The sequence below is a fragment of the Flavobacterium sp. KACC 22758 genome (assembly GCF_028736135.1).
Taxonomy (GTDB): Bacteria; Bacteroidota; Bacteroidia; order Flavobacteriales; family Flavobacteriaceae; genus Flavobacterium; species Flavobacterium johnsoniae.
Genome location: NZ_CP117878.1, coordinates 1,403,622 through 1,426,233, shown reverse-complemented (window position 1 = coordinate 1,426,233; position 22,612 = coordinate 1,403,622). Strand labels below are relative to the sequence as shown.

At 33.0% G+C, this 22,612-nt stretch carries 22 protein-coding genes and 1 pseudogene; 16 read left to right on the top strand and 7 right to left on the bottom strand.

The window, feature by feature from the left end; genetic code table 11:
- Window positions 1–10 precede the first annotated feature (10 nt).
- The 6 genes and pseudogenes from PQ462_RS06045 to PQ462_RS06020 all read right to left on the bottom strand — a co-directional run bounded on the left by PQ462_RS06045 (window position 11) and on the right by PQ462_RS06020 (window position 4,191).
- A complete protein-coding gene (locus PQ462_RS06045) occupies window positions 11–1,165 on the bottom strand; it encodes an MFS transporter (RefSeq protein WP_274252741.1) in 1,155 nt (384 codons plus the stop codon).
- Between the two features lie 142 nt (window positions 1,166–1,307).
- Window positions 1,308–1,658, bottom strand: coding sequence for a cupin domain-containing protein (locus PQ462_RS06040; RefSeq protein ID WP_073409842.1), 351 nt, complete (start codon window positions 1,656–1,658; stop codon window positions 1,308–1,310).
- Between the two features lie 50 nt (window positions 1,659–1,708).
- Entirely contained in the window at window positions 1,709–2,581 is an 873-nt protein-coding gene (locus PQ462_RS06035) for a sugar phosphate isomerase/epimerase family protein (RefSeq protein WP_274252740.1), read from the bottom strand.
- Between the two features lie 26 nt (window positions 2,582–2,607).
- Window positions 2,608–3,147, bottom strand: coding sequence for an NADPH-dependent FMN reductase (locus tag PQ462_RS06030; protein ID WP_274252739.1), 540 nt, complete (start codon window positions 3,145–3,147; stop codon window positions 2,608–2,610).
- An 8-nt stretch (window positions 3,148–3,155) separates the two neighbouring features.
- Window positions 3,156–3,628 (bottom strand): annotated as a pseudogene (tnpA, locus tag PQ462_RS06025) (IS200/IS605 family transposase).
- Window positions 3,629–3,825: 197 nt separating this feature from the next.
- Window positions 3,826–4,191, bottom strand: coding sequence for a hypothetical protein (locus PQ462_RS06020; protein ID WP_274252738.1), 366 nt, complete (start codon window positions 4,189–4,191; stop codon window positions 3,826–3,828).
- Window positions 4,192–4,463: 272 nt separating this feature from the next.
- On the opposite strand from PQ462_RS06020, the gene trmD reads away from it, so the two are divergent.
- A complete protein-coding gene (gene trmD, locus PQ462_RS06015; RefSeq protein WP_012024251.1) occupies window positions 4,464–5,144 on the top strand; it encodes a tRNA (guanosine(37)-N1)-methyltransferase TrmD in 681 nt (226 codons plus the stop codon).
- A 65-nt stretch (window positions 5,145–5,209) separates the two neighbouring features.
- Here the strand turns inward: trmD and PQ462_RS06010 are convergent, their stop codons facing one another.
- Complete coding sequence (locus PQ462_RS06010) at window positions 5,210–5,947, bottom strand: hypothetical protein (protein WP_274252737.1); 738 nt, start codon at window positions 5,945–5,947, stop codon at window positions 5,210–5,212.
- A 280-nt stretch (window positions 5,948–6,227) separates the two neighbouring features.
- On the opposite strand from PQ462_RS06010, the gene rplS reads away from it, so the two are divergent.
- From rplS to PQ462_RS05935, 15 genes are all read left to right on the top strand, one after another.
- Window positions 6,228–6,578, top strand: coding sequence for a 50S ribosomal protein L19 (rplS, locus tag PQ462_RS06005; RefSeq protein ID WP_012024249.1), 351 nt, complete (start codon window positions 6,228–6,230; stop codon window positions 6,576–6,578).
- 285 nt (window positions 6,579–6,863) lie between these two features.
- A complete protein-coding gene (locus PQ462_RS06000) occupies window positions 6,864–9,086 on the top strand; it encodes an NADP-dependent isocitrate dehydrogenase (RefSeq protein WP_274252735.1) in 2,223 nt (740 codons plus the stop codon).
- 146 nt (window positions 9,087–9,232) lie between these two features.
- Window positions 9,233–11,614 (top strand): TonB-dependent receptor, encoded by a 2,382-nt coding sequence (locus PQ462_RS05995; RefSeq protein WP_274252734.1) that lies wholly within the window; start codon window positions 9,233–9,235, stop codon window positions 11,612–11,614.
- A 33-nt stretch (window positions 11,615–11,647) separates the two neighbouring features.
- Window positions 11,648–12,469, top strand: a complete 822-nt coding sequence (locus PQ462_RS05990; protein WP_274252733.1) for a DUF4249 domain-containing protein — start codon at window positions 11,648–11,650, stop codon at window positions 12,467–12,469.
- 4 nt (window positions 12,470–12,473) lie between these two features.
- Window positions 12,474–12,956 (top strand): GyrI-like domain-containing protein, encoded by a 483-nt coding sequence (locus PQ462_RS05985; protein WP_012024245.1) that lies wholly within the window; start codon window positions 12,474–12,476, stop codon window positions 12,954–12,956.
- A gap of 45 nt (window positions 12,957–13,001) precedes the next feature.
- On the top strand, window positions 13,002–13,445 hold the full coding sequence (locus PQ462_RS05980) for a DinB family protein (protein WP_274252732.1): 444 nt from the start codon (window positions 13,002–13,004) through the stop codon (window positions 13,443–13,445).
- 106 nt (window positions 13,446–13,551) lie between these two features.
- Window positions 13,552–14,007, top strand: coding sequence for a RidA family protein (locus PQ462_RS05975; RefSeq protein WP_274252731.1), 456 nt, complete (start codon window positions 13,552–13,554; stop codon window positions 14,005–14,007).
- 66 nt (window positions 14,008–14,073) lie between these two features.
- Entirely contained in the window at window positions 14,074–14,736 is a 663-nt protein-coding gene (locus tag PQ462_RS05970) for a thiamine diphosphokinase (protein WP_149208154.1), read from the top strand.
- Between the two features lie 83 nt (window positions 14,737–14,819).
- Window positions 14,820–15,770: a 23S rRNA (adenine(1618)-N(6))-methyltransferase RlmF gene (rlmF, locus tag PQ462_RS05965; protein WP_274252730.1), complete on the top strand. Its 951-nt coding sequence runs from the start codon at window positions 14,820–14,822 to the stop codon at window positions 15,768–15,770.
- Window positions 15,771–15,850: 80 nt separating this feature from the next.
- Complete coding sequence (locus PQ462_RS05960) at window positions 15,851–16,087, top strand: uroporphyrinogen decarboxylase (RefSeq protein WP_274252729.1); 237 nt, start codon at window positions 15,851–15,853, stop codon at window positions 16,085–16,087.
- Window positions 16,088–16,173: 86 nt separating this feature from the next.
- Window positions 16,174–17,112, top strand: a complete 939-nt coding sequence (locus PQ462_RS05955) for an alpha/beta fold hydrolase (RefSeq protein WP_274252728.1) — start codon at window positions 16,174–16,176, stop codon at window positions 17,110–17,112.
- 47 nt (window positions 17,113–17,159) lie between these two features.
- Window positions 17,160–19,151, top strand: coding sequence for an excinuclease ABC subunit UvrB (gene uvrB / locus PQ462_RS05950; RefSeq protein WP_012024237.1), 1,992 nt, complete (start codon window positions 17,160–17,162; stop codon window positions 19,149–19,151).
- A gap of 102 nt (window positions 19,152–19,253) precedes the next feature.
- A complete protein-coding gene (locus PQ462_RS05945) occupies window positions 19,254–20,483 on the top strand; it encodes a hypothetical protein (RefSeq protein ID WP_274252727.1) in 1,230 nt (409 codons plus the stop codon).
- 40 nt (window positions 20,484–20,523) lie between these two features.
- A complete protein-coding gene (locus PQ462_RS05940; protein ID WP_274252726.1) occupies window positions 20,524–21,534 on the top strand; it encodes a dipeptide epimerase in 1,011 nt (336 codons plus the stop codon).
- Between the two features lies 1 nt (window position 21,535).
- Window positions 21,536–22,570: an aminotransferase class I/II-fold pyridoxal phosphate-dependent enzyme gene (locus PQ462_RS05935; protein ID WP_274252725.1), complete on the top strand. Its 1,035-nt coding sequence runs from the start codon at window positions 21,536–21,538 to the stop codon at window positions 22,568–22,570.
- The last annotated feature ends 42 nt before the right edge of the window (window positions 22,571–22,612 follow it).

Below are 22,612 nucleotides of genomic sequence, written 5' to 3'. Positions count from 1 at the left end.
AATTAATTTTTTAATCAATTTGTGCTTTCTGTTTTTTAGATTTTGATTTATAAGTCAGTCCATAAACTGTTAATGATAATAACGATAAAACCATACAGCCAATCGTTACCGCATGCCATCCGCCCAGTTTCCACAACAATAATCCATAAGCAGATCCTGCAGCGGTTCCTAAAAAGCTAAACGACATAAATACCGTATTTAATCTGTTTCTGGCTTCTGGCAATAGAGAATAAACTCTGGTTTGATTTGAAATGTGAACACCCTGAATTCCAATATCAATAAACACAATTCCAATCGCTATTCCAATTACACTTTCTATAGAAAAATAGAAAATCAAGAAGCTTATTAATATCAATAAACAACCGTAACCAACTGCAATTCTCGAATTTCCTTTATCTCCTATTTTTCCAACCAAAGGCGCTGCCAAAGCTCCCGAAGCTCCTACAATTCCGAATAAACCAATTGTAGCACTATTAAAGTGGAAAGGTTCTCCGGAAAGCAGTAAAACCATTGTGGTCCAGAAAGCACCAAACTGAGCAAAACTAAATACGTTGATTGCTGTAGCTTCACGTAAAACCGGCTGTGTTTTTATAAGGGTAAATAAAGATTGGATTAATTGCCCGTAAGTCCCTTTGAACTGAGGTTTATTTACAGGGAATTTATTTTGAATGACAAAAAAGATCAAAAGACAAATTCCGGCCGCGATATAAAACATCGATCTCCAGCCTAAAACTTCGCCAATAAATCCGCTTAAAGTTCGCGATAGCAAAATTCCGACCAATAAACCACTCATGATAGTTCCGATAACTTTTCCTCGTTGTTCCGGCGTACTTAATGAAGCGGCCAAAGGCAAGATAAGCTGCGGTACAATTGAAGTGATTCCAATTAATAAAGAAGCTATCTGCAAAATAAGAAAACTTTTTGCTGTTGCTGCAATAAGTAATGCAATTACAGAGGCAAAAGTGGTAATTAAAATCTGCTTTTTGCGTTCTAATTTATCACCAAGCGGCACCATAAAAAACAACCCAATGGCATAACCGGCCTGAGTTAAATATGTTATAGTTCCGGCGCTGGCTTCAGGAATTTTAAATTCGTTTGCAATTAAAACAATTAAAGGCTGGCAGTAATAAAGATTTGCAACTATAAGACCAGTGCAAACTGCCATAAACAATACGTTAGTTTTAGATAAATTCATTTTGCAAAAATACCGATCTAATCTTAATCAAAACTTTAAAAAAGTTATAAAATTTTTAAATTTAAGATCAGATCAAGGTTTTCAAATGATAATTCTCTTGATTTTAAAACTTTTATGATTTTAGAAAATCTTCTCTTGCTGGACCAAAAACATCGGTAAGCATACCGCTTTCTAAACATACAACTCCATGTACTGCATGCGGCGGAATGTAAAAACTGTCGCCTTCTTTTAAGGTTTCTGTTACGCCATTTATGGTGACATCAAATTTTCCGCTTGCAACATACGTAACCTGAGTATGGTAATGTTCGTGTAAAACACCAATTCCTCCCGTTTCAAAATGTACATTTACAAGCATAACTCTGTCATCAAAAGCAAGAATTTTGCGTTTGATTCCTTCGCCAACCACTTCCCACTCTATTTCGTCTCCTTTTATAAATTCTTTACTTGTTCCAATATTCTGCATAGCTTTCAAAATTGATTTTTACAAAAATAAGACATTTTGATGATTTAGTTTTATATCAGTTTTTTTGAAATAAAATCGCAGCTTGTTTTAATGGACTGAAAAGAATTTACAGCAAAATTATTTTCCTGTTCAACAAAAAAATGAACCATTCCGGCCTGTTTTGCTGCTGCAAAAAAAGGTTTAAAATCAATTGATCCAGATCCGACTTCGGTATTCAGCGCCTGATTTTTTTTATCCATATCTTTTACATGCCACATTTTAAAACGGCTCGGGTTTTCTTTAAACAATTGCAGCGGATCATTTCCTGAACGAACAACCCAGTATAGATCTAATTCAAAACAAACAAGGTTTTTATCGGTTTCATTTAATAAAATCTCATAACCCGTAACACCATCATGTTTTTGAAATTCAAAATCGTGATTATGATAAGCAAATTTTAATCCAGAATCGGCACACATTTTAGCTGCCTGATTTAATCGTGAAGCAATCTTTTTATAATCTTCAAGACTTTTTCTAAAAGGTTCATCAACCCAGGGAACAGTTAGAAATTCGCTTTTAAGAGTCTTTGCCGCTTCAATTGAAGCTATAAGTTCAGTAGTATTTCCATCATATAAAAAGCTTCCTAAATTATAATGACCGCTTACTGCTTTTAGATTATTTTCATCTAAAATCTTTTTTAATTCAACCGGAGATAATCCCCAAAATTGATCTTTAATCGAAAAGCCATACGTTTCAACATTTGCATATCCAGAAGCTGCAACTTTTTCTAAAACCGCTTTTACATTTTTTGGAAGTTCCTCTCTCAATGTGTACAACTGTAAACCAATCTCTTTTTTATCCATAGAAAATGCTAATGAAGGTAAAGCCAAAACTGTCGCTGCAGTAAGACTTGTATTTATAATAAAAGTTCTTCTTGTAATCATTTTTGATCTAATTTCAGAAAGTAATTTTAATATAAAAATTGATTTTCAAAGTTATTTGTGAAGTTTTGAAGAGCTGCTTTGGTTTCTTCATTTATAATTTTTCCATCTGCATCTACTTTACCCCGAATACCTTGTATTAATAATTGTGTATTATTATCAAATTTAGCTTCAAGGGTTTTCATAATCAGCTCGAGCTGTTCGTGTCCCATTTCTCCAGATGCCGAAGCAGTTATTAAGCCCGTCTTTTTATTTGAAAAAATAGTAGTTGAAACAAACCATTCTAAAGCATTCTTTAAACTTCCGGGTAAACTGAACACGTATTCTGGAGTGCATATTATTACTCCGTCTGCCTCTTTTATTTTATTTCTTAATAATACAACTTCTTTCGGAGGGTTTTCGGTATCTAAATCTGGATTAAAATGAGGAATGGTATCTAAATCTTCAAATATTTCAACTTCAAAACCTGTTTTAATTTGCTCTGAAATATGTTTTAGAATTTTATAATTACTTGAGTTTTTTCTTGTACTGCCGGTTATGGCTACAATTTTTAATGTTTGTGGAGACATGTTCAAATTTAGATTAGTTCTTTAAAAATAAACTTTTCATCATAATCAACTTCAAATTTTTCAAGAAAATTGATGTACTCTTCTCTAAATGTTTTCTTTTTATGATGTTGTTCTTGCTTCTGAATATATTCTATAACGGCATTCAATTGAGATTTACTATATAAAAATGCTCCATATCCCCTTCCTGCCATTCAAAATGACTATTTATATATTTATTTTCATTTATCCACTTTGATGAATTTTGTTTCACAGTTTTCATCAATTCTGATATTGACTGCACAGGCCTTATACCAATCAAAATAGGAACATAATCTGAAACGCCATTTATAGCCAAAAGTTTATGATTATTATTCTTTATGATTCCAGAAATATACTTGAACAATTCATCTCTCCAGTTTTTGTGAATAATTGCTTTCCTATATTTCACAGCAAAAACAAAATGAATATGTATTTGCCATTTTATGCAGTCCCTACGGGACATTGATTCTATATATTATTTTTTTTTACCGATATTTTATTCCTAGCGGAATAATTTTTACATCGCAAACATAACAAAAAAAAAGAAAGAATTATCTTTCTTTTTTTTTGTTATTAACTTATCATTTATCTGTTCCGTTAGGAACAAAATATCGGCAGCCAAGAATTATCGTAACATATTTTGTCCCGTATGGACTACATCTATTTTGCCGTCAGCAAATTCATTCCCTGTATTTTTTGAGAATCAATAGCCTGAGGAGGATAGTTTTGTTTTTCTTTTCGAGTTGAAGTTACTTTTCCATCCTTGTTTACATATACATAATTGTAATTCCAATAGTTTTGTCCCGCTATTCTGGGACCATTAGAATTATCTTCATTCAGGAAAACCTGATCTGCATATACAAGAATTTCTCCATTTTCGTTATCGGGTAAAGTTCTTACGGGAGATCCATACGTCTTAATTAATTTTGATTTGTTTTCTCCTATTGAAACATCCATCGAATTTTTAGTACTTGAGCAAGAAACGTGGAGAGCAAATATAACAGTCATTAGTAGTATCTTTTTCATAAAATTTAGTTTTTAGATTGGTTTTTAATCTGCCATTCATATAATTAAGCATTGTAATGATACTTGAAATTAGTAAAATTTTATTTACACAATTATCCTCTAATGTTATATAATTATCATTTAACAAATTGACAAGCAATACATTAACACCAAAACCAATCATTATCAAATATTTTGACAGCTATTTAAGATTTGGAATTATTTGCTTTTTGTTTTTTAGAATGCCAATTATTAACTTGTATCTTTGCAGCCTAGAATAATTAGAGAAGAAAATGCGAATTGACATTATAACGGTTTTGCCAGAATTATTAAGAAGTCCGTTTGAGGCTTCGATTATGAAACGTGCTATTGACAAAGGTTTGGTTGAAGTACATTTTCATAATTTGCGCGACTATACAACCAACAAACAAAAAAGCGTAGATGATTATCAGTTTGGCGGAGGTGCCGGAATGGTGATGATGATACAGCCAATTGACGATTGTATTACACATTTAAAAAGTGAGCGCGAATACGACGAAATCATTTATATGTCTCCAGACGGCGAAACTTTAAACCAAAAAATGGCCAACAAAATGTCAATGTATGAAAACATTATCATTTTATGCGGTCATTATAAAGGTGTTGATCAAAGAGTTAGAGATCATTTTATTACCAAAGAAATTTCTATTGGCGATTATGTTTTATCTGGAGGAGAATTAGGTGCTTTGGTTTTATCTGATGCTTTGATTCGTTTAATTCCGGGTGTTTTAAGTGATGAGACTTCAGCCTTAACAGATAGTTTTCAGGATAATTTACTTTCTGGACCTATATACACAAGACCAGCCGATTATAAAGGATGGAAAGTTCCCGAAGTTTTAACCAGCGGACATGCTGCTAAAATCGAAAAATGGCGTGAAGATGCCGCATATGAACATACTAAAAACAGACGGCCAGATTTATTGGAAGAGCATTAAAAAGTATTCAGTCGCGGTTTTCAGTTTTCAGTAACTGAGGCCGAAAACCAGGACTAAATAAAAATTCAGCCGTCGTAATTCATCGAAATAATCGTTCGATTTGTTAGTTCTATATCTAAAATATGATCTTGCGAAAAAGTATCTCCTGCAGAAATTAAAGTTTCAATGTCTGATGAATTATTAATCGTCAATTGAATACTGTAAATATCTAAAGTATCATACCAATCATCATTTGCCTGTTCATCAATAAATTCATTGTTTTGATTATAAAATTCAATTAATTCATTTTTGCAATCTGCAAGCCAATTGAGATGTTCAAAAATTATATCTGAATATTTTTCAATATCTAAATCAGGAGTATATATCGAGATTTTTCCTTTTATATTTTTATTGAATATTACAATCTCCTTTTGAGGGATTTCAAACTTCCTTCTATCTTCTTTAGAAATTTGAAAATCTGATCGAGTAAGTTTTGGCAATTCTTTCTTTTCCTTAAGTTTTCTAATGTCTTTTATGATAAAATTATTTCCATGTGATTTGGCTTTTTGTTCCATCACATATAATTTAGAAACTTCTTTACTATTACTCAAATCTACCGTTTCTTTAAAAACTTCATAAGCTGATTTATGAAAACCTAAAAGAATATATGCATTTGAAAGTACTAAGTTGTCTTCTTTAGTTCTATCCACATCCTCCAATTCATAAAGCAGATCATAAATATTTTCTACACTTTCTTTTGAGCTGTTTGATTCTCTAAATGCATTAGAAAACTCAATATATTGTTTCAGATAATTTTTCTCCATCCTAATTTTATCTTATAATTACAATCTGTTTATTACGAATATAGGATTTCTATTTATTAAAAGTAAATGAATACTTATGTTTTACATTTTTTAAAAAGAAAAAAACTGAAAAGTGAAACTAAAAACTGAGTCTAACAATCATTTTATCAGATAGTTAAAATAATTTTCAATTTATAATTCATAATTTATAATTATTTTCTACATTTGCACCCGAATTAGACCAACCTCTGGCGAAATACGTGAATGTTGCTTTATATAAAACTATAATAATAAAATTATCATGGCAGATTTATTAAAATTCGTTCAAAACGAATTCGTTGCTAAAAAAGATTTCCCAGATTTCGGAGCTGGAGACACAATCACTGTTTTCTACGAAATTAAAGAGGGTGAAAAAACAAGAACTCAGTTTTTTAAAGGAGTTGTTATTCAAAGAAGAGGTTCTGGAACTACAGAAACTTTCACAATTCGTAAAATGTCTGGAGCTATTGGAGTTGAGCGTATCTTCCCAGTAAACTTACCAGCTTTACAAAAAATCGAAATCAACAAAAAAGGTGCAGTTCGTAGAGCTAGAATTTTCTACTTCAGAGAACTTACTGGTAAAAAAGCTAAGATTAAAGATAAAAGAAGATAATCATTTATCTAATTGTTATAAAAAACTCGTTTCATATCATTTGAAACGAGTTTTTTTTATGTCTTTTTCTTTCCTAATATCAAAACCGTAATTTTTTAATAGCAAAATCATCGATTTGACAATTTAATGAGCACGAAATAACAATCTGATAAAACATGCTTTTCTAACTAAAACTACACCGTTTTCGGACTGTTTTTATTATATTTGCTCCGCTCGTTTTTGAGCCGACTTTTACCTTTACATCGCCATTCTTGTGACGACACGATTATAAAAAAAGAAAAAAAAATGACACAGAATTCAAAAATTTTTTACACCTTAACTGATGAGGCGCCATTATTAGCGACTTATTCTTTATTACCTATTGTCCAAGCTTTTACTTCTACAGCTGGTATTGCTATTGAAACTAGAGACATCTCTTTGGCAGGAAGAATTTTATCTAACTTCCCTGAATCTTTAACAGATGCTCAAAAAACAGGAGATGCTCTTGCAGAACTTGGCCAATTAGCAACTCAGCCAGAAGCTAACATTATTAAATTACCAAACATTTCAGCATCTGTACCACAATTAAAAGCGGCTATTGCTGAATTACAATCACATGGTTATAATGTTCCTAATTACCCGGAAGATCCGCAAAACGATTCTGAAAAGGAAATTAAAGCAAAATATGCAAAAGTATTAGGTTCTGCTGTAAACCCTGTTTTACGCGAAGGTAACTCTGATCGTAGAGCGCCAAGAGCCGTTAAAAACTTTGCAAAAGCAAATCCACACTCAATGGGTGCATGGTCTGCTGACTCAAAAACAAAGGTAGCTTCTATGTCAAACGGTGATTTCTACGGAAGCGAAAAATCACTAACTGTAAATGATGCTAATGATGTAAAAATTGAATTCGTTGCTAAAGACGGAACTACAACTGTTTTAAAAGCAAGTACTCCGCTAAAAGCAGGTGAAATTATTGACAGCTCTGTTTTAAGTGTAAATAAATTAAAAGCTTTTGCTGCAGATGTAATCGCTGAAGCTAAAGCTGCAGGAGTTTTACTTTCTGTACACTTAAAAGCTACAATGATGAAAGTTTCTGATCCAATTATCTTTGGCGCTATCGTTGAAGTATATTTTGCAGATGTTTTCAAAAAATACGCTTCTTTATTTGCTGAATTAAACGTTGATACAAGAAACGGTTTAGGCGATATCTACGCTAAAATTGCCGGAAGACCAGAACAGGCAGAAGTTGAAGCTGCTATCGATCAGGCAATCGCTGACGGACCAGCTTTAGCAATGGTTAATTCTGATAAAGGAATTACAAACTTACACGTTCCATCTGATGTAATTGTTGATGCTTCTATGCCGGCAATGATTCGTACTTCTGGACAAATGTGGAACAAAGAAGGTAAAGCACAAGATACATTCGCTGTTATTCCAGACAGATCTTATGCTGGTGTTTATACTGCAACTATCGATTTCTGTAAAAAACACGGGGCTTTTGATCCAAAAACAATGGGAAGTGTTCCAAACGTTGGATTAATGGCTCAAAAAGCAGAAGAATACGGATCTCACGACAAAACTTTCCAAATTAAAGGTGACGGTGTTGTACGTGTGGTTGACCAAAACGGAAATGTTTTAATGGAACAAAACGTTGAAGCAAACGATATTTTCAGAATGTGTCAGGCAAAAGATGCTCCTATTCAGGACTGGGTTAAATTGGCTGTAAACAGAGCTCGTTTATCTGATACTCCTGCAGTTTTCTGGTTAGACGAAAACAGAGCACACGATAGAGAATTGATCGTAAAAGTTCAAAAATACCTTAAAGACTACGATACTACAAACTTAGATATCCGTATTTTAAACCCAATTGCTGCTACAGAATTTACTTTAGACAGAATCATCAAAGGTTTAGATACAATTTCTGTAACTGGAAACGTTTTACGTGACTACTTAACAGATTTATTTCCAATTTTAGAATTAGGAACTTCTGCAAAAATGTTATCTATCGTTCCTTTAATGAACGGCGGCGGGTTGTTTGAAACTGGTGCTGGAGGATCTGCTCCAAAACACGTTGAGCAATTTACAGAAGAAGGATATTTACGTTGGGATTCACTTGGAGAATTTTTAGCTCTTGGTGCATCATTAGAGCATTTAGGACAAACTTTAGACAATTCTAAAGCAATTATTTTATCGGAAACTTTAGATCAGGCAAACGATAAATTCTTAGCAAACGATAAATCTCCGGCTCGTAAAGTTGGTCAGATTGATAACCGTGGATCTCACTTCTATTTAGCATTCTACTGGGCTCAGGCTTTAGCAGCTCAGGACAAAGATGCTGAATTGAAAGCGATCTTTACTCCAATTGCTGCTGAATTTGAAGCAAACGAAGCTAAAATCGATGCTGAATTAATTGCAGCACAAGGAAAAGCTCAAAACATTGGCGGTTATTACCAGCCAACTCCTGAGTTAGTAAGCAAAGCAATGCGCCCTAGTGAAACATTCAATGCTATTATTGCTAAAATCAAATAATTTAAGCGCACTTCTGTGCGTTTTACAAATATTAAAAAAGGACAACTCACAAAGTTGTCCTTTTTTTATTCTTAACTTATGTTTAACAAAAGTTCGTCTGTAATATTTAGCAAGAATCACTATCTATGTATATCAAAACCAGCACAATGATTACAAAAAAAATCAGCCTTTTTCTAATTATTATCTTTACGACTTTTACTTCTTTCTCTCAGGATAAATTTACACTAAGCGGTACTATAAAGGATTCTAAAAATAATGAAACTTTAATTGGGGTCAACATTTATATTCCAGCCTTAAAAATAGGAACAACCACAAACGAATACGGTTTTTATTCTATTACAGTGCCGCGAGGCGAACATCAAATAGAAATTAGTTATATAGGTTATCAAACCATTCAGCAGACTATCAATTTAAATCAAAATACTAAGAATAATTTTTATATCAGCGAAAGCGGCGAAGAACTGCAGGAAGTTATTATAACTGATAATAAGGGCAAAATAAACATCAAATCGCCAGAAATGAGCGTGAATAAACTCTCTATTTCAACCATAAAAAAAATGCCGGTAGTTTTAGGAGAAGTCGATGTTTTAAAATCGATTTTATTGCTTCCCGGAGTTACAAATGCGGGCGAAGGCGCATCAGGATTTAATGTTCGGGGCGGCGGTGCTGACCAGAATTTAATTTTATTAGATGAAGCTACAATTTTTAATTCATCACATGTTTTCGGGTTTTTCTCAGTCTTTAATCCAGATGCCATTAAAGATTTAAAATTATACAAAGGAGGCATTCCGGCACGTTTTGGAGGAAGAGCCTCATCTGTTCTGGAAATTTACCAGAAAGACGGAAGCAGTAAAGATTTTCATGTAAACGGAGGAATTGGTTTAATATCCAGCCGTCTTCTTGTAGAAGGTCCAATTGTAAAAGACAAAGGTTCTTTTTTAATTGGAGGACGTGCTTCTTACGCGCATTTGTTTTTAAAACTTTCTGAAGACAACAAAGACAACTCGGCTTATTTTTATGATTTAAATGCAAAATTCAGCTATAAATTAAACGATAATAACAGCTTATATTTATCCGGATATTTTGGACGCGATGTTTTCAGTCTGAATAAAAGTTTTACCAATATTTATGGAAATTCAACTTTAAATCTTCGCTGGAACCATTTGTACTCAAATAAATTATTTTCGAATTTATCTTTAATTTACAGTGACTATTATTATGGACTTGATCTGGATTTTGTTGGTTTCAAATGGGATTCAGGAATCAAAAACTACAACATCAAATACGATTTCAAACATTATATTTCAGATAAATTCAAATTGAATTATGGTTTAAACGGAATTTATTATGAATTTAATCCGGGAACCATTAAACCAAGCAGTGCTGATTCAGGAATTAATCCGGATCAATTAGATAAAAAATACGCTTTTGAACCTTCGGTTTACTTAGATGCCGAAAATCAGCTTTCTAAAAAAATTACGGTTGCTTACGGTTTACGATACAGTTTATTTTATCGTTTAGGTTCGTCGACTATTAATTATTACGACAATAATAGTCCTGTTGTTTTTAATTCTGATATGCAGATTTATGAAAAAGGCACACCCACTTCAACAAAATATTTCGGTAAGAACAAAGTAATTCAGGATTATAATAATCTAGAGCCAAGATTTGCCATTTCATATCAATTAAATGAAGATCAGTCAATAAAAGCGAGTTATAACCGAATGGCGCAATATCTTCAGTTAATTTCAAACACCTCATCTCCTACTCCGCTTGATGTCTGGATGCCAAGCGATAATTACATTAAACCACAGATTGCAGATCAGGTGGCTTTAGGATATTTCCGAAATATTAAAGGAGGAGATTATTCACTTGAAGTTGAAACTTTTTACAAAAAAATTCAAAACAGGCTGGATTATATAGACGGTGCCGATTTAATTGCAAATAATGCTATCGAGCAGGTAATTTTAAATGGAAGAATGCGTGCTTACGGTCTCGAAATTATGGTAAAGAAAAACACTGGAAAATTCAACGGCTGGATTTCTTATACTTTATCAAGATCTGAACAGCAGACACCAGGAAGAACTCCTGAAGAAATTGGAATTAATGATGGTCAATGGTACAGTTCTGCTTACGATAAAACGCATAATCTGGCTGTAACATCTGCTTATAATTTAAATGAAAAATGGTCATTTGGCGCTAACTTTGTTTTACAATCCGGACAGCCGGTTACGTATCCAAACGGGCAGTATGAATACTTAGGAATTACAGTTCCAAGTTACGGTTTACGAAATGAGAATCGTCTTCCTGCTTATCACCATTTAGATATTTCGGCAACTTTAACACCAAGAAAAAATAAAGACCGAAACTGGAAAGGCGAATGGGTTTTCAGTATTTATAATTTATATAACCGAAGCAACGCTGCTTCTATTAATTTCAGGCAGAATTCTGATACAGGAATAAACGAAGCTGTACGATTTTCAATATTTGGTATAGTGCCTGCAGTTAGTTACAATTTTAAATTTTAAACACAATTTTTCACAAGTGAAAATTAATACAATATGAAAAAAGTAGTTTTATTAATCGTCTTACTTTCCTCATCTTTCTTCATTAGTTGTGAAGATGTTGTCGATGTTGATCTCGACACTGCACCTCCAAAACTAGTGATCGAAGCAGCAATAAATTGGGAGAAAGGCACAACGGGAAAACAACAGGTTATAAAATTAACAACAACAACTGGTTATTTCGAAAATACAATTCCAACAGTTTCCGGAGCAGTAGTTTATATAAAAAACAGCAGCGGCAAGCAGTTTAATTTTATTGAAATTCAAAAAACCGGCCGTTATATATGCAATGATTTTATTCCAAAAATTAACGAAACATACACCTTAACTGTAACCAGCGGCGGAAATACTTATACTGCAGCAGAAATATTAAAATCTGTAGCGCCAATTACCAGAATTGAACAAAATAATGAAGGAGGATTTACCGGAAAAGATATCGAAGTAAGAGCGTATTATAATGATCCGCCAGATGAAGACAATTTCTATTTGTATAAATATCTATATTCTAACAAAATAACTTCGAATTATTATGTAGATGAAGATAAGTTTTTTCAGGGAAATGAATTTTTCAGCGTTTCAGATGATGATGATCTAAAACCTGGCGATGAAATTGAAATTACTCACATTGGCATTTCAAAACAATACTACAATTACATGAGCATTTTAGTAAGCATTGCCGGCAGTAATACCGGCGGACCGTTTCAATCTCCTCCTGCAACTGTAAAAGGAAATATTATCAATACAACAGACAAAGCAAATTATCCGTTAGGCTATTTTTCATTAAGTGAAAAAGAAACAAAAAAATTCACAATACAATAGAAATATGGAAGCTAGAATTGAGACTTTGAGCGAAAAAAAACTCATCGGAAAACATATTGAAATGTCTTTTATAGAAAATAAAACATTTGAATTATGGAGCAGTTTTATGCCCAGCCGTAAGAATATCAAAAATACTATTGACGATAATTTGTATTCTCTTGAGGTTTATACTTTAGATCATTTTGACAATTTTGATCCTTCTAAAACATTTCAAAAATGGGCCGCCGTTGAAGTCCAAAATTTAGATACTATTCCAGAAAACCTGGAAACTTTAATTGTTCCGGATGGCTTATATGCCGTTTTTGTTCATTACGGGCCAGCCTCAGAAGCGCACAAAACCTATCATCCTATTTTTACAGAATGGCTTCCAAATTCAAAATATACTGTTGATAACAGACCGCATTTTGCAGTAATGGACCATAAATACAAAAAAGATGATCCAGACTCTGAAGAAGAAATATGGATCCCAATAAAAAACAGAGATTGATTTTCCGGGCAGTGAATTATTCTTCTTAACTTTCAGCTAAAAAACATGTTAATCGAAACACTAAAAATACTTTTTAATAGAGATTTAAATAAATTGAAATTCGAAATTGAATCGTATGAATACGAAAACCACATTTGGGACATTGAAAAAAACATTTCTAATTCTGGAGGTAATCTTTGCCTGCATTTAATTGGAAACATCAATACTTACATTGGAGCCGAAATTGGAAAAACAGGATATATTAGAAACCGTCCTTTAGAATTTTCTCTAAAAGATGTGCCGAGATCAGAATTAATCCAAAAAATTGAAGACACTATTTTAGTTGTAAACAATGCACTGGATTCTTTAACCGAAGATGATTTAACTGCAGTTTACCCGCAGATTGTTTTTGAAAAAGAAATGACAACCGGATTTTTCTTAGTTCATCTTGCTGCACATTTAGGTTATCATTTAGGACAGATAAATTATCACAGAAGACTGCTTGATTAATCTTGTAGACAAAAAAACTGCTAAAACAGCAAAACCTCAACATATGTAAATGTTTTAAAAATTAGAATTACGAAACCTTTGTGCTCTTAATTTTAATTTTTAAAACATGAAACATTTAATTTCCCTTTTATTATGCGTTTTCATATTCCAGACAAAAGCGCAAACTTTTAAAAATCCTGATTCTTTATTTAATCCCACTCCGTATGGTTTCAGTCACGCATCTTCTGTAAAAACACCTGGAGAGCTGGTTTATATTTCAGGTCAGAGCGGTGGTTTAGGCAAAGAACATATTTTAAGCCCCGCCTTTAGAGAGCAAGTTCAAACGGCTTTAAAAAACCTGACAACGATTTTAAACAGTTACCAGCTAAAGCCAGAAAATGTGATGAAAATTACAGTTCTAATAGTCGGTCATTCCTCAGAAAAACTAAAAATATGGGAAGAAGAAATTCGTAAAACCTGGAAAAACAAACCTTTTCCTGCCAGTACCTTAATTCCAGTTCCAAGATTAGCTCTCGACAATATGCAGATAGAAGTTGATGCAGTAGCTTTTAAAGTCAATTAAGTGAACTGATACCAGTCAAAGCCCATAACTTTCGTACATTTGCAGCATATTTAAAATCAACTCTAAATGTCTTCACACCATATTGTACGCGACGATCAGGAACCTGCTTTAATAATTGCCAATGGAGCTGCCTGTAATCCCGAATTATTAGGCCAATTGCTAGAATGGTCTCCGCTTGTTATAGTGTTAGACTCTGCTATTGAAAGAGTAATTGAATTAGGAATTAAAGTCGATGTGCTTCTGGGAGATTTTGACCGCGGTTTCGATCCGGAAGTGTATAAAACTTCACAATATCCTATCGAAATTGTTCATACACCAGATCAGGACAAAACCGATTTAGAGAAAGCTTTTGATTATCTGGTTAAAAGAAAAATCCCTGCCGTAAATGTAGTCTGGGCAACCGGAAAACGTGCCGATCATACAATTACAAACCTTACGAATATAGTTCGTTACCGTGATTTAATAAAAATTGTAATTCTCGACGATCATTCTAAGATTTTCCTTCTTCCAACGAAATTCGAAAAATGGTATACAGCAAAAACACCTATTTCATTGATTCCAATTGGGGTTGTAAATGGTATTTATTCAACCAACTTAGAATATCCTCTGCAAAATGACACCTTAACCATGGGGTATAGAACCGGAAGCAGTAATTCTGTTGCAAAAGATGGTCTTGTAACTATTTCTCATTCAAATGGTGATTTACTGCTAATGGAATGTTTTGATTAAATCTATTGTTGTAATATTTACATTCGTTTAGAATTCTCAATCCCAAAAAAGGAATGCCTATCTTTGCACTGAAATAAATCTAAATGAAAGCAGAAAACAATTCACAAAAAGACAATTTACATCCTAGAAATCTTCATCGTTCCCGATATGATTTTGAACTTCTTATCTCTAATTGTCCCGAATTAAAGGCTTTTATTTCGATAAACAAACACGGAATCGAAACCGTTGATTTCAGTAATCCGCTTGCTGTAAAAACTTTAAACAAAGCTTTACTGCAAACTTATTACGATATTCAAAACTGGGATATTCCTAAAAATTACCTCTGCCCGCCCATTCCGGGACGCGCTGATTATATTCACTATCTAGCCGATTTATTAAAAGAAACAAATAATGGTAAAATTCCAGAAGGCAATTCTGTTATGGGACTTGATATAGGAACGGGCGCCAATTTAATCTATCCGATATTAGGAAATTCTATTTATAATTGGAGTTTTGTTGCAACAGACATTTACAAAACCTCGATTGAAAATGCCAGCAAAATCATAGAAGCAAATCCAAGATTAATTGATGCTATAAGTTTACAACAGCAGACAGAACCCCGGTTTATTTTCAAAAACATTATAATTCCCGAAGATCGTTTTACATTCACCATGTGTAATCCGCCTTTTCATGCATCAGCAGAAGAAGCAAACAAAAGCACTTCCAGAAAAGTTTCGAATTTAAATCCGAAAGAAAAGAAAAACACAAATCCTGTTTTAAATTTTGGAGGCCAAAATGCCGAATTGTGGTGCAATGGAGGTGAAATTGGCTTCATAACACAAATAATTTATGAAAGTGTCAAATATACTTCACAAGTTTTGTGGTTTACAACATTGGTTTCTAAAAAAGAAAATCTTTCCTCTATATATAAAACCCTAAAAAAGGTAAATGCCGTTTCAGTTAAAACAATTGAAATGTCACAAGGACAAAAAAACAGCCGTATTGTGGCATGGAGCTTTTTAAACGAAATAGAACAGAAAAAATGGATTATATAAACTCCTGATTTTCAATACAAAATATTGATTTTATAATTTGGTTTTGCTACATTTAGTATCAACTATTTAAAATCAAGATTATGGCAGAATATATAGGTTATCTCGCATCTGTTTTTATTGTAGGTGGTTTTATGCTGAAAAACCTCAGAACCATTCGATTCATTAATATGTTTGGCTGTATTTGTTTTGTTATCTATGGTATTTTTTTAAATGATTATAGAGATATGAGACAATGGCTTTTACCTGTAATTATTCCAAATGCTATTTTAGCTTTGGTGCAAGTATACTATTTGACATCAAAAAGAGAACAATCTTAAAATTATGATACTTTAAAATAAAATTCTGATACATCATTCGTTTACGATAATCGTAACTTTAATGTTAAAACCAGAATTTTATCACTATGCTAAAACTATATTCCCGCCTATTTATTGTATTATTTTTAGTTACCAGCTGCGCTTCCAAAAAAGCAAAATTTGAAGATTATGTTTTTAAAACTAAAAGCGAAGAACAAAAATACCAAACCGCTTATAACAAGTCCTTAAAACTTTGGGAAATTCCATATACTGAAGAAGATGTCAAAACCAGTTTTGGAACAGCTCATGTAATCATTGCAGGTCCAAAAAACGGAAAAGATTTAGTATTACTACATGGAATGGATGCCAGCTCTACAATGTGGTATCCAAACATTAAGGTTTTAGCCAAAAATCATCGCATTTATTCCATCGATTTTATAATGGAACCCAATAAATCGCACTTAACGGCAAAACCACTTTCATCAGAAGATATTCTGGTTTATTACAACGAAATTTTCAGCTATTATAAACTCAAGAAATTTGACATTATAGGTGCATCAAGAGGCGGCTGGATCGCAACATTATTAGCCACTCAAAAACCGAATTTAATTGATAAAATTGTTCTATTGAGTCCGGCGCAGACATTCAAATTTATTGATAAAGTCGGCAAAACAACTTCTGCTTTAATGCTGAAACTTTTTCCGAGTGAGAAAAAATTCGGAAAAACACTTTCTACATTTTCAACTCATCCCGAAAAAATAAGTCCAGTTTATAAAAGACAATTTTATCTGGCCAATAAATATGCAAAATCAAACTCCAGTATGCTTAAAATGCATCCTTTTTCAGATAAAGAACTTTTATTAATACAAAATCCGGTTTTGGTTATAATTGGCGATAAAGACGTTATTAATTCAAAAGAAAGTTTAGAACGTGCACAAAAATATTTAGCAAACAGCAAGACAAAAATCATAAAAGATGCAGGGCATTTTTTAACAATCGATCAGCCTAAAATTACAAATGATGCTGTCATTAATTTTTTAGAATAGCATTCAAACTTTGTATCTTTACAAAACTAATTTTTCATCAGTAACAAATGAGTTTCCAAGTAACTTCAGATTATAGTCCAAAAGGAGATCAGCCTCAAGCCATACAAAAACTGGCGCAAGGTGTAGTCGACGGAGAAAAATATCAAACTTTATTAGGAGTTACAGGATCTGGTAAAACTTTTACTGTAGCAAATGTTATTCAGGAAGTACAGCGCCCTACGCTGGTTTTGGCACACAACAAAACTTTGGCGGCGCAGCTGTATTCAGAATTCAAACAATTTTTTCCTAATAATGCGGTTGAATACTTTGTTTCTTACTACGACTATTATCAGCCAGAAGCTTTTATGCCTGTAACGGGAGTTTTTATTGAAAAAGATTTATCAATCAATGAAGAGCTCGAAAAGATGCGTTTAAGCACTACTTCTTCCCTTCTTTCAGGACGTCGTGATGTTTTGGTTGTTGCATCAGTTTCTTGTTTATACGGTATTGGAAACCCTGTTGAATTTAAAAAGAATGTAATCGAAATTACCCGAGATCAGGTTATTTCAAGAACCAAATTACTTCACAGTCTGGTGCAGAGTTTATATGCCAGAACTGAAGCTGATTTTAATCCGGGAACTTTTAGAATTAAAGGTGATACAGTTGAAATCTATCCAAGTTATGCAGATGATGCTTACAGAGTTCACTTTTTTGGTGATGAAATCGAAGAAATAGAATCTTTTGACGCCAAGACTTCGCAGGTTATTGAAAAATTTAAAAGGCTGACTATTTACCCCGCCAATATGTTTGTGACTTCTCCGGAAGTTTTACAAGGTGCAATCTGGGAAATTCAGCAGGATTTAGTAAAACAAGTAGATTACTTTAAAGAAATAGGCAAACATTTAGAAGCCAAACGTCTGGAAGAAAGAACCAATTTCGATTTAGAAATGATTCGCGAATTAGGATATTGTTCCGGAATTGAAAATTACTCACGTTATCTTGACGGAAGACAAGCCGGAACCAGACCTTTCTGTCTTCTGGATTATTTTCCAAGTGATTATTTAATGGTTGTTGATGAAAGCCACGTAACCGTTTCTCAGGTTCATGCCATGTATGGAGGCGATCGCAGCCGTAAAGAAAATCTGGTTGAATATGGTTTTAGATTACCAGCTGCAATGGATAACCGACCTTTGAAATTTGAAGAGTTTGAAGCATTGCAAAATCAGGTGATTTACGTTTCTGCTACTCCTGCCGATTATGAATTACAAAAATCGGATGGTATTTATGTCGAACAGATTATTCGTCCAACTGGACTGTTAGATCCAGTTATCGAAGTTCGTCCGAGTTTAAATCAAATTGATGATTTAATTGAGGAAATTCAGGTTCGATGCGAATTAGACGAGAGAGTTTTAGTGACTACTTTAACCAAAAGAATGGCCGAAGAATTAGCTAAATATCTAACAAAAGTCAGTATTCGATGTCGTTACATCCATTCTGAAGTAGATACTTTAGAACGTATCGAAATCATGCAGGATTTACGAAAAGGTATTTTTGATGTTTTAATTGGAGTTAACTTACTTCGTGAAGGTTTAGATTTACCGGAGGTTTCTCTTGTTGCTATTTTAGACGCTGATAAGGAAGGTTTCTTAAGAAATCATCGTTCTTTAACCCAAACTATTGGTCGTGCTGCACGTAACTTAAATGGTAAAGCAATTATGTATGCTGATAAAATTACGGCCAGTATGCAGCGAACAATTGACGAAACCAATTATCGCAGAACAAAACAAATTAACTTTAACGTTGAAAATAATATAACGCCTCAGGCTTTAAATAAAAAGATCGACAGCGCATTTACCAAAAATCCTTTGGTAGAATACGAATTAGGTCACACTCTTCCAGCTGCAGCCGAACCGGAAACAGCTTATTTATCAAAAGCTGATCTGGAAAAACTAATTCGCGAGAAACGAAAATCTATGGAAAAAGCAGCAAAAGAATTAGACTTTATGCAGGCTGCCAAGCTTCGTGACGACATTAAAAAACTACAGGAACAATTACCTTAAAAAGCTTATTTTAAAAAAGTTAAAACAATTCATTTTTTTAAAAATTAACCAATCTAATCTTTTTAAAATTTATTAGATTTATCAAAATTTTTAAAATCTGAAATGAAATATCATTTACTCTTTTTTCTCTTTTTACTTGTCAATTGTTTTTCTGCAGCACAATCAAACAAAGCTGATTTTTGGAATGAAGAATTGGAAAATTCATCTGATATCATAAAACCGAATACACTTTCAACACATCCTTTTGGAATTTACATTTCGAGATTAAATCATAATTTCAATGTTCGAAATACTGAAAAATACTCCTTTTCATTTGAAGTTTCGAGTGGAAACGTTGTACTTCCTTATGTAAAATCATACGAATTAACAGATCCAGTTGATCGTGAAAATTCTAAAAATCTTCCATGGCACGTTCGTGAATTTGCTTTTGACTTAAATAAATCTCCTTCTAAAATCAAAGAGTTTGAGGCCGATGGTGTTATTCGATCCTACCGATTCAATTTTACATTACCGCTTACCGTTAATCATGAACTCAATTTAAGTCTTCGCGCCAACTCACTGGATCGAGGTAAATATCCCTATTCGGTTTTTACTTCTGATGAATCGATCGAGTGGTTTCATCGCAATATTGCCGGTGGAAAAGATCCGTTTTCAAGATATCATTATGGTATAAATAAAGCCGGAATAGTATATAAAGATGAGAACGGAAAGGTTCTAAAAATGGACAACAATAATTTCACGATTCCGGGAGTTGATATTAATTATACTTATTATCCAAAACTGGAAATGAATGAAAAACATCATATTTACCTAAATTTTGGAGCGCAGTTAGGTATTAATACTTCAAAATACAATCCTGCAGCCGATTTTGGAATTTCATCTTCTATCATAAAAAAAAGGATTATTAAAGATAAAAATATTCTAAGTTTTGGTTTAAGTGCCGGAGTTTTACGCCAGCATCTTTTTGAATACGGAGATGGCGTAAATCTCAGCAATCAGGATTTTTTATGCAGTTTTGAAGGTTTGATTAATTACAAAGTAAAACTTAGAAACAGCAATCACATTTCTTATGGAATCAATTACAATTTTCAAAATTCTTATAATAAGAAAAGCGACATAGATTATATTGTTTTAACCGGAGAAAGGATAAATACGCATTGGCAGAAAACAATTTCCCATTTATATGAAGACTTAGAAGGATGGAGTGCAATTTGTACTTATTCTACGAAGCGATTTTCTTATTTTGTGTATCTTCGGGAAGATTTAAATTTAGATAATGCACCAGATTTACAAACAGGCATTGGCGTAAAAATGTCTATCAAAAAGAGTTAGAATTCTATTTTTCAAAAAAACAAAAAACAAGCATTAAACCATGAAACTTATTTTAAGAGAATACAATCTCAAACTAAAACATACTTTTACCATTTCAAGAGAATCAATTGATTTTCAGCCTTCGCTGATTGTTGAACTTCAAAGTGAAGGATTTTCGGGTTTTGGAGAAGCCACATCAAACCCGTATTACAACATCACAGTTCCGATGATGATGCAGGATTTAGAAAAAATAAGAAGTATTATTGAAGATACTGAGAATGATACACCCGATGTATTTTGGGCTAAAATTCATCAATATCTAAAAGATGATATGTTTGCTTTGTGTGCATTAGACCTTGCTTACAATGATTTGTATGCCCGCAAAAAGGGTAAAAAACTTTACGAATTATGGAACTATACAACCGAAAGAAATCCAATGACAGATTACACCATCGGAATTGCTTCTATCGATAAAATGGTTTCTAAAATGCAGGAACTTCCTTGGCCGATATATAAAATCAAACTGGGAACTCAAGAAGATATAGAAATTGTAAAAGAGCTTCGAAAACACACCAATGCCATTTTTAGAATCGATGCCAACTGCGGCTGGGGAGTTGAAGAAACAATCAATAATTCGGTTGAACTAAAAAAACTAGGTGTTGAATTTCTAGAACAGCCTATGAAAGCCGACAATTGGGAAGGTCATAAAGAAGTTTTTAAACATTCTGTTCTTCCTGTAATTGCAGACGAAAGCTGTATTATTGAAGAAGATGTGGCAAAATGTTTCAATCATTTTCATGGTGTGAATGTAAAACTCGTAAAATGCGGCGGATTAACACCTGGAAAACGCATGATTGAAGAAGCTAAAAAATTAGGACTAAGAACAATGGTGGGCTGTATGACCGAATCTACTGTTGGGATTTCTGCCATTGCTCACTTACTGCCTCAATTAGATTATGTAGATATGGACGGAGCGTTACTTTTGGCAGAAGATATTGCAACGGGCGTAACCATAAAAGACGGTGTTGTAAGTTATTCTAATTTAAACGGAACGGGAGTTACACTGCTGTAAAATGAAAGTCGAAAAATTTCCTGATCGAGTTATTGAAATTGACCAAGCACAGTATTTGTATTTTGGCGGAACTGCTTATTTAGGACTTCCAACAAACACAGCATTTCAGGATTTGGTTATTCAGAATATCTTAAAATGGGGAACAACTTACGGAAGCTCCAGAACTGCAAATATTCAATTAACGGCTTATGATGCCAGCGAAACGTTTTTAGCTTCTCACATAGGATCAGAAAGCACCGTTACCGTTTCTTCGGGAATGCTGGCCGGAAAATTGGTTTTAGAGAAATTAAAAAAAGAAACAGCTGTTTTTTATCATTTAAATGAAATTCATTCGGCTATTCAAATTGAAAATAGCCAGCCTGTTTTTATTAATGAAAAATTGAATGATCGTTTATTAGACTCAAAACCGGAAAAAATCACAATTTTGACAGATGGCGTTCCTTCATTTCAAACAAAAGCTGTTGATTTATCTTTCTTAAAAGAAATTCCAAATCATAAAGAAGTTACATTGGTTATTGACGAATCACATTCGCTGGGAATTGTAAACAAAAATGGTTCTGGAATTTATGCTGCAATTTCATTTCCCATTAAAAGAAAAATCTTGGTTTCGTCTCTCGGAAAAGCTTTTGGATTAACAGGCGGTGTTATTGCATCAGATTCTGAATTCATTACAGCAATAAAAGAAATTGAAACTTTTACAAGTGCTGCGGGAATGAATCCAGCTTTTGTACAAACAATTTATGATGCTTCTGAAATTTATAAAATACAGCATCAAAAACTGTTAGATAATTTAAATTATATTGATTCGATTTTAATTAAAAACAGTAATGTTAAATTTGATAAAAACTACCCTTTAATTTATCTTTTATCAAATGAATTGGTAAAAAAACTAAAGCAGGAAAAAATCATTATCGCCAGTTTTAGATACAACAAAGAAGCCGAACCATTAAATAGAATTGTAATCACAGCCAATCATCTTAAAGAAGATTTAGATAAATTGGTTACAACTTTAAATGATTTCAATTCTAGATTTTAATCATTTTAAAAACTACCTTTGTAAAAAATAAATGAGGTGTTG

Coding starts and splice junctions, on each gene's coding strand:
- PQ462_RS06045 (WP_274252741.1), bottom strand. CDS start 1,165: ATGGCAGTTTGCACTGGTCTTATAGTTGCAAATCTTTATTACTGCCAG.
- PQ462_RS06040 (WP_073409842.1), bottom strand. CDS start 1,658: ATGCAGAATATTGGAACAAGTAAAGAATTTATAAAAGGAGACGAAATA.
- PQ462_RS06035 (WP_274252740.1), bottom strand. CDS start 2,581: ATGATTACAAGAAGAACTTTTATTATAAATACAAGTCTTACTGCAGCG.
- PQ462_RS06030 (WP_274252739.1), bottom strand. CDS start 3,147: ATGTCTCCACAAACATTAAAAATTGTAGCCATAACCGGCAGTACAAGA.
- PQ462_RS06020 (WP_274252738.1), bottom strand. CDS start 4,191: ATGAAAAAGATACTACTAATGACTGTTATATTTGCTCTCCACGTTTCT.
- trmD (WP_012024251.1), top strand. CDS start 4,464: ATGCGAATTGACATTATAACGGTTTTGCCAGAATTATTAAGAAGTCCG.
- PQ462_RS06010 (WP_274252737.1), bottom strand. CDS start 5,947: ATGGAGAAAAATTATCTGAAACAATATATTGAGTTTTCTAATGCATTT.
- rplS (WP_012024249.1), top strand. CDS start 6,228: ATGGCAGATTTATTAAAATTCGTTCAAAACGAATTCGTTGCTAAAAAA.
- PQ462_RS06000 (WP_274252735.1), top strand. CDS start 6,864: ATGACACAGAATTCAAAAATTTTTTACACCTTAACTGATGAGGCGCCA.
- PQ462_RS05995 (WP_274252734.1), top strand. CDS start 9,233: ATGATTACAAAAAAAATCAGCCTTTTTCTAATTATTATCTTTACGACT.
- PQ462_RS05990 (WP_274252733.1), top strand. CDS start 11,648: ATGAAAAAAGTAGTTTTATTAATCGTCTTACTTTCCTCATCTTTCTTC.
- PQ462_RS05985 (WP_012024245.1), top strand. CDS start 12,474: ATGGAAGCTAGAATTGAGACTTTGAGCGAAAAAAAACTCATCGGAAAA.
- PQ462_RS05980 (WP_274252732.1), top strand. CDS start 13,002: ATGTTAATCGAAACACTAAAAATACTTTTTAATAGAGATTTAAATAAA.
- PQ462_RS05975 (WP_274252731.1), top strand. CDS start 13,552: ATGAAACATTTAATTTCCCTTTTATTATGCGTTTTCATATTCCAGACA.
- PQ462_RS05970 (WP_149208154.1), top strand. CDS start 14,074: ATGTCTTCACACCATATTGTACGCGACGATCAGGAACCTGCTTTAATA.
- rlmF (WP_274252730.1), top strand. CDS start 14,820: ATGAAAGCAGAAAACAATTCACAAAAAGACAATTTACATCCTAGAAAT.
- PQ462_RS05960 (WP_274252729.1), top strand. CDS start 15,851: ATGGCAGAATATATAGGTTATCTCGCATCTGTTTTTATTGTAGGTGGT.
- PQ462_RS05955 (WP_274252728.1), top strand. CDS start 16,174: ATGCTAAAACTATATTCCCGCCTATTTATTGTATTATTTTTAGTTACC.
- uvrB (WP_012024237.1), top strand. CDS start 17,160: ATGAGTTTCCAAGTAACTTCAGATTATAGTCCAAAAGGAGATCAGCCT.
- PQ462_RS05945 (WP_274252727.1), top strand. CDS start 19,254: ATGAAATATCATTTACTCTTTTTTCTCTTTTTACTTGTCAATTGTTTT.
- PQ462_RS05940 (WP_274252726.1), top strand. CDS start 20,524: ATGAAACTTATTTTAAGAGAATACAATCTCAAACTAAAACATACTTTT.
- PQ462_RS05935 (WP_274252725.1), top strand. CDS start 21,536: ATGAAAGTCGAAAAATTTCCTGATCGAGTTATTGAAATTGACCAAGCA.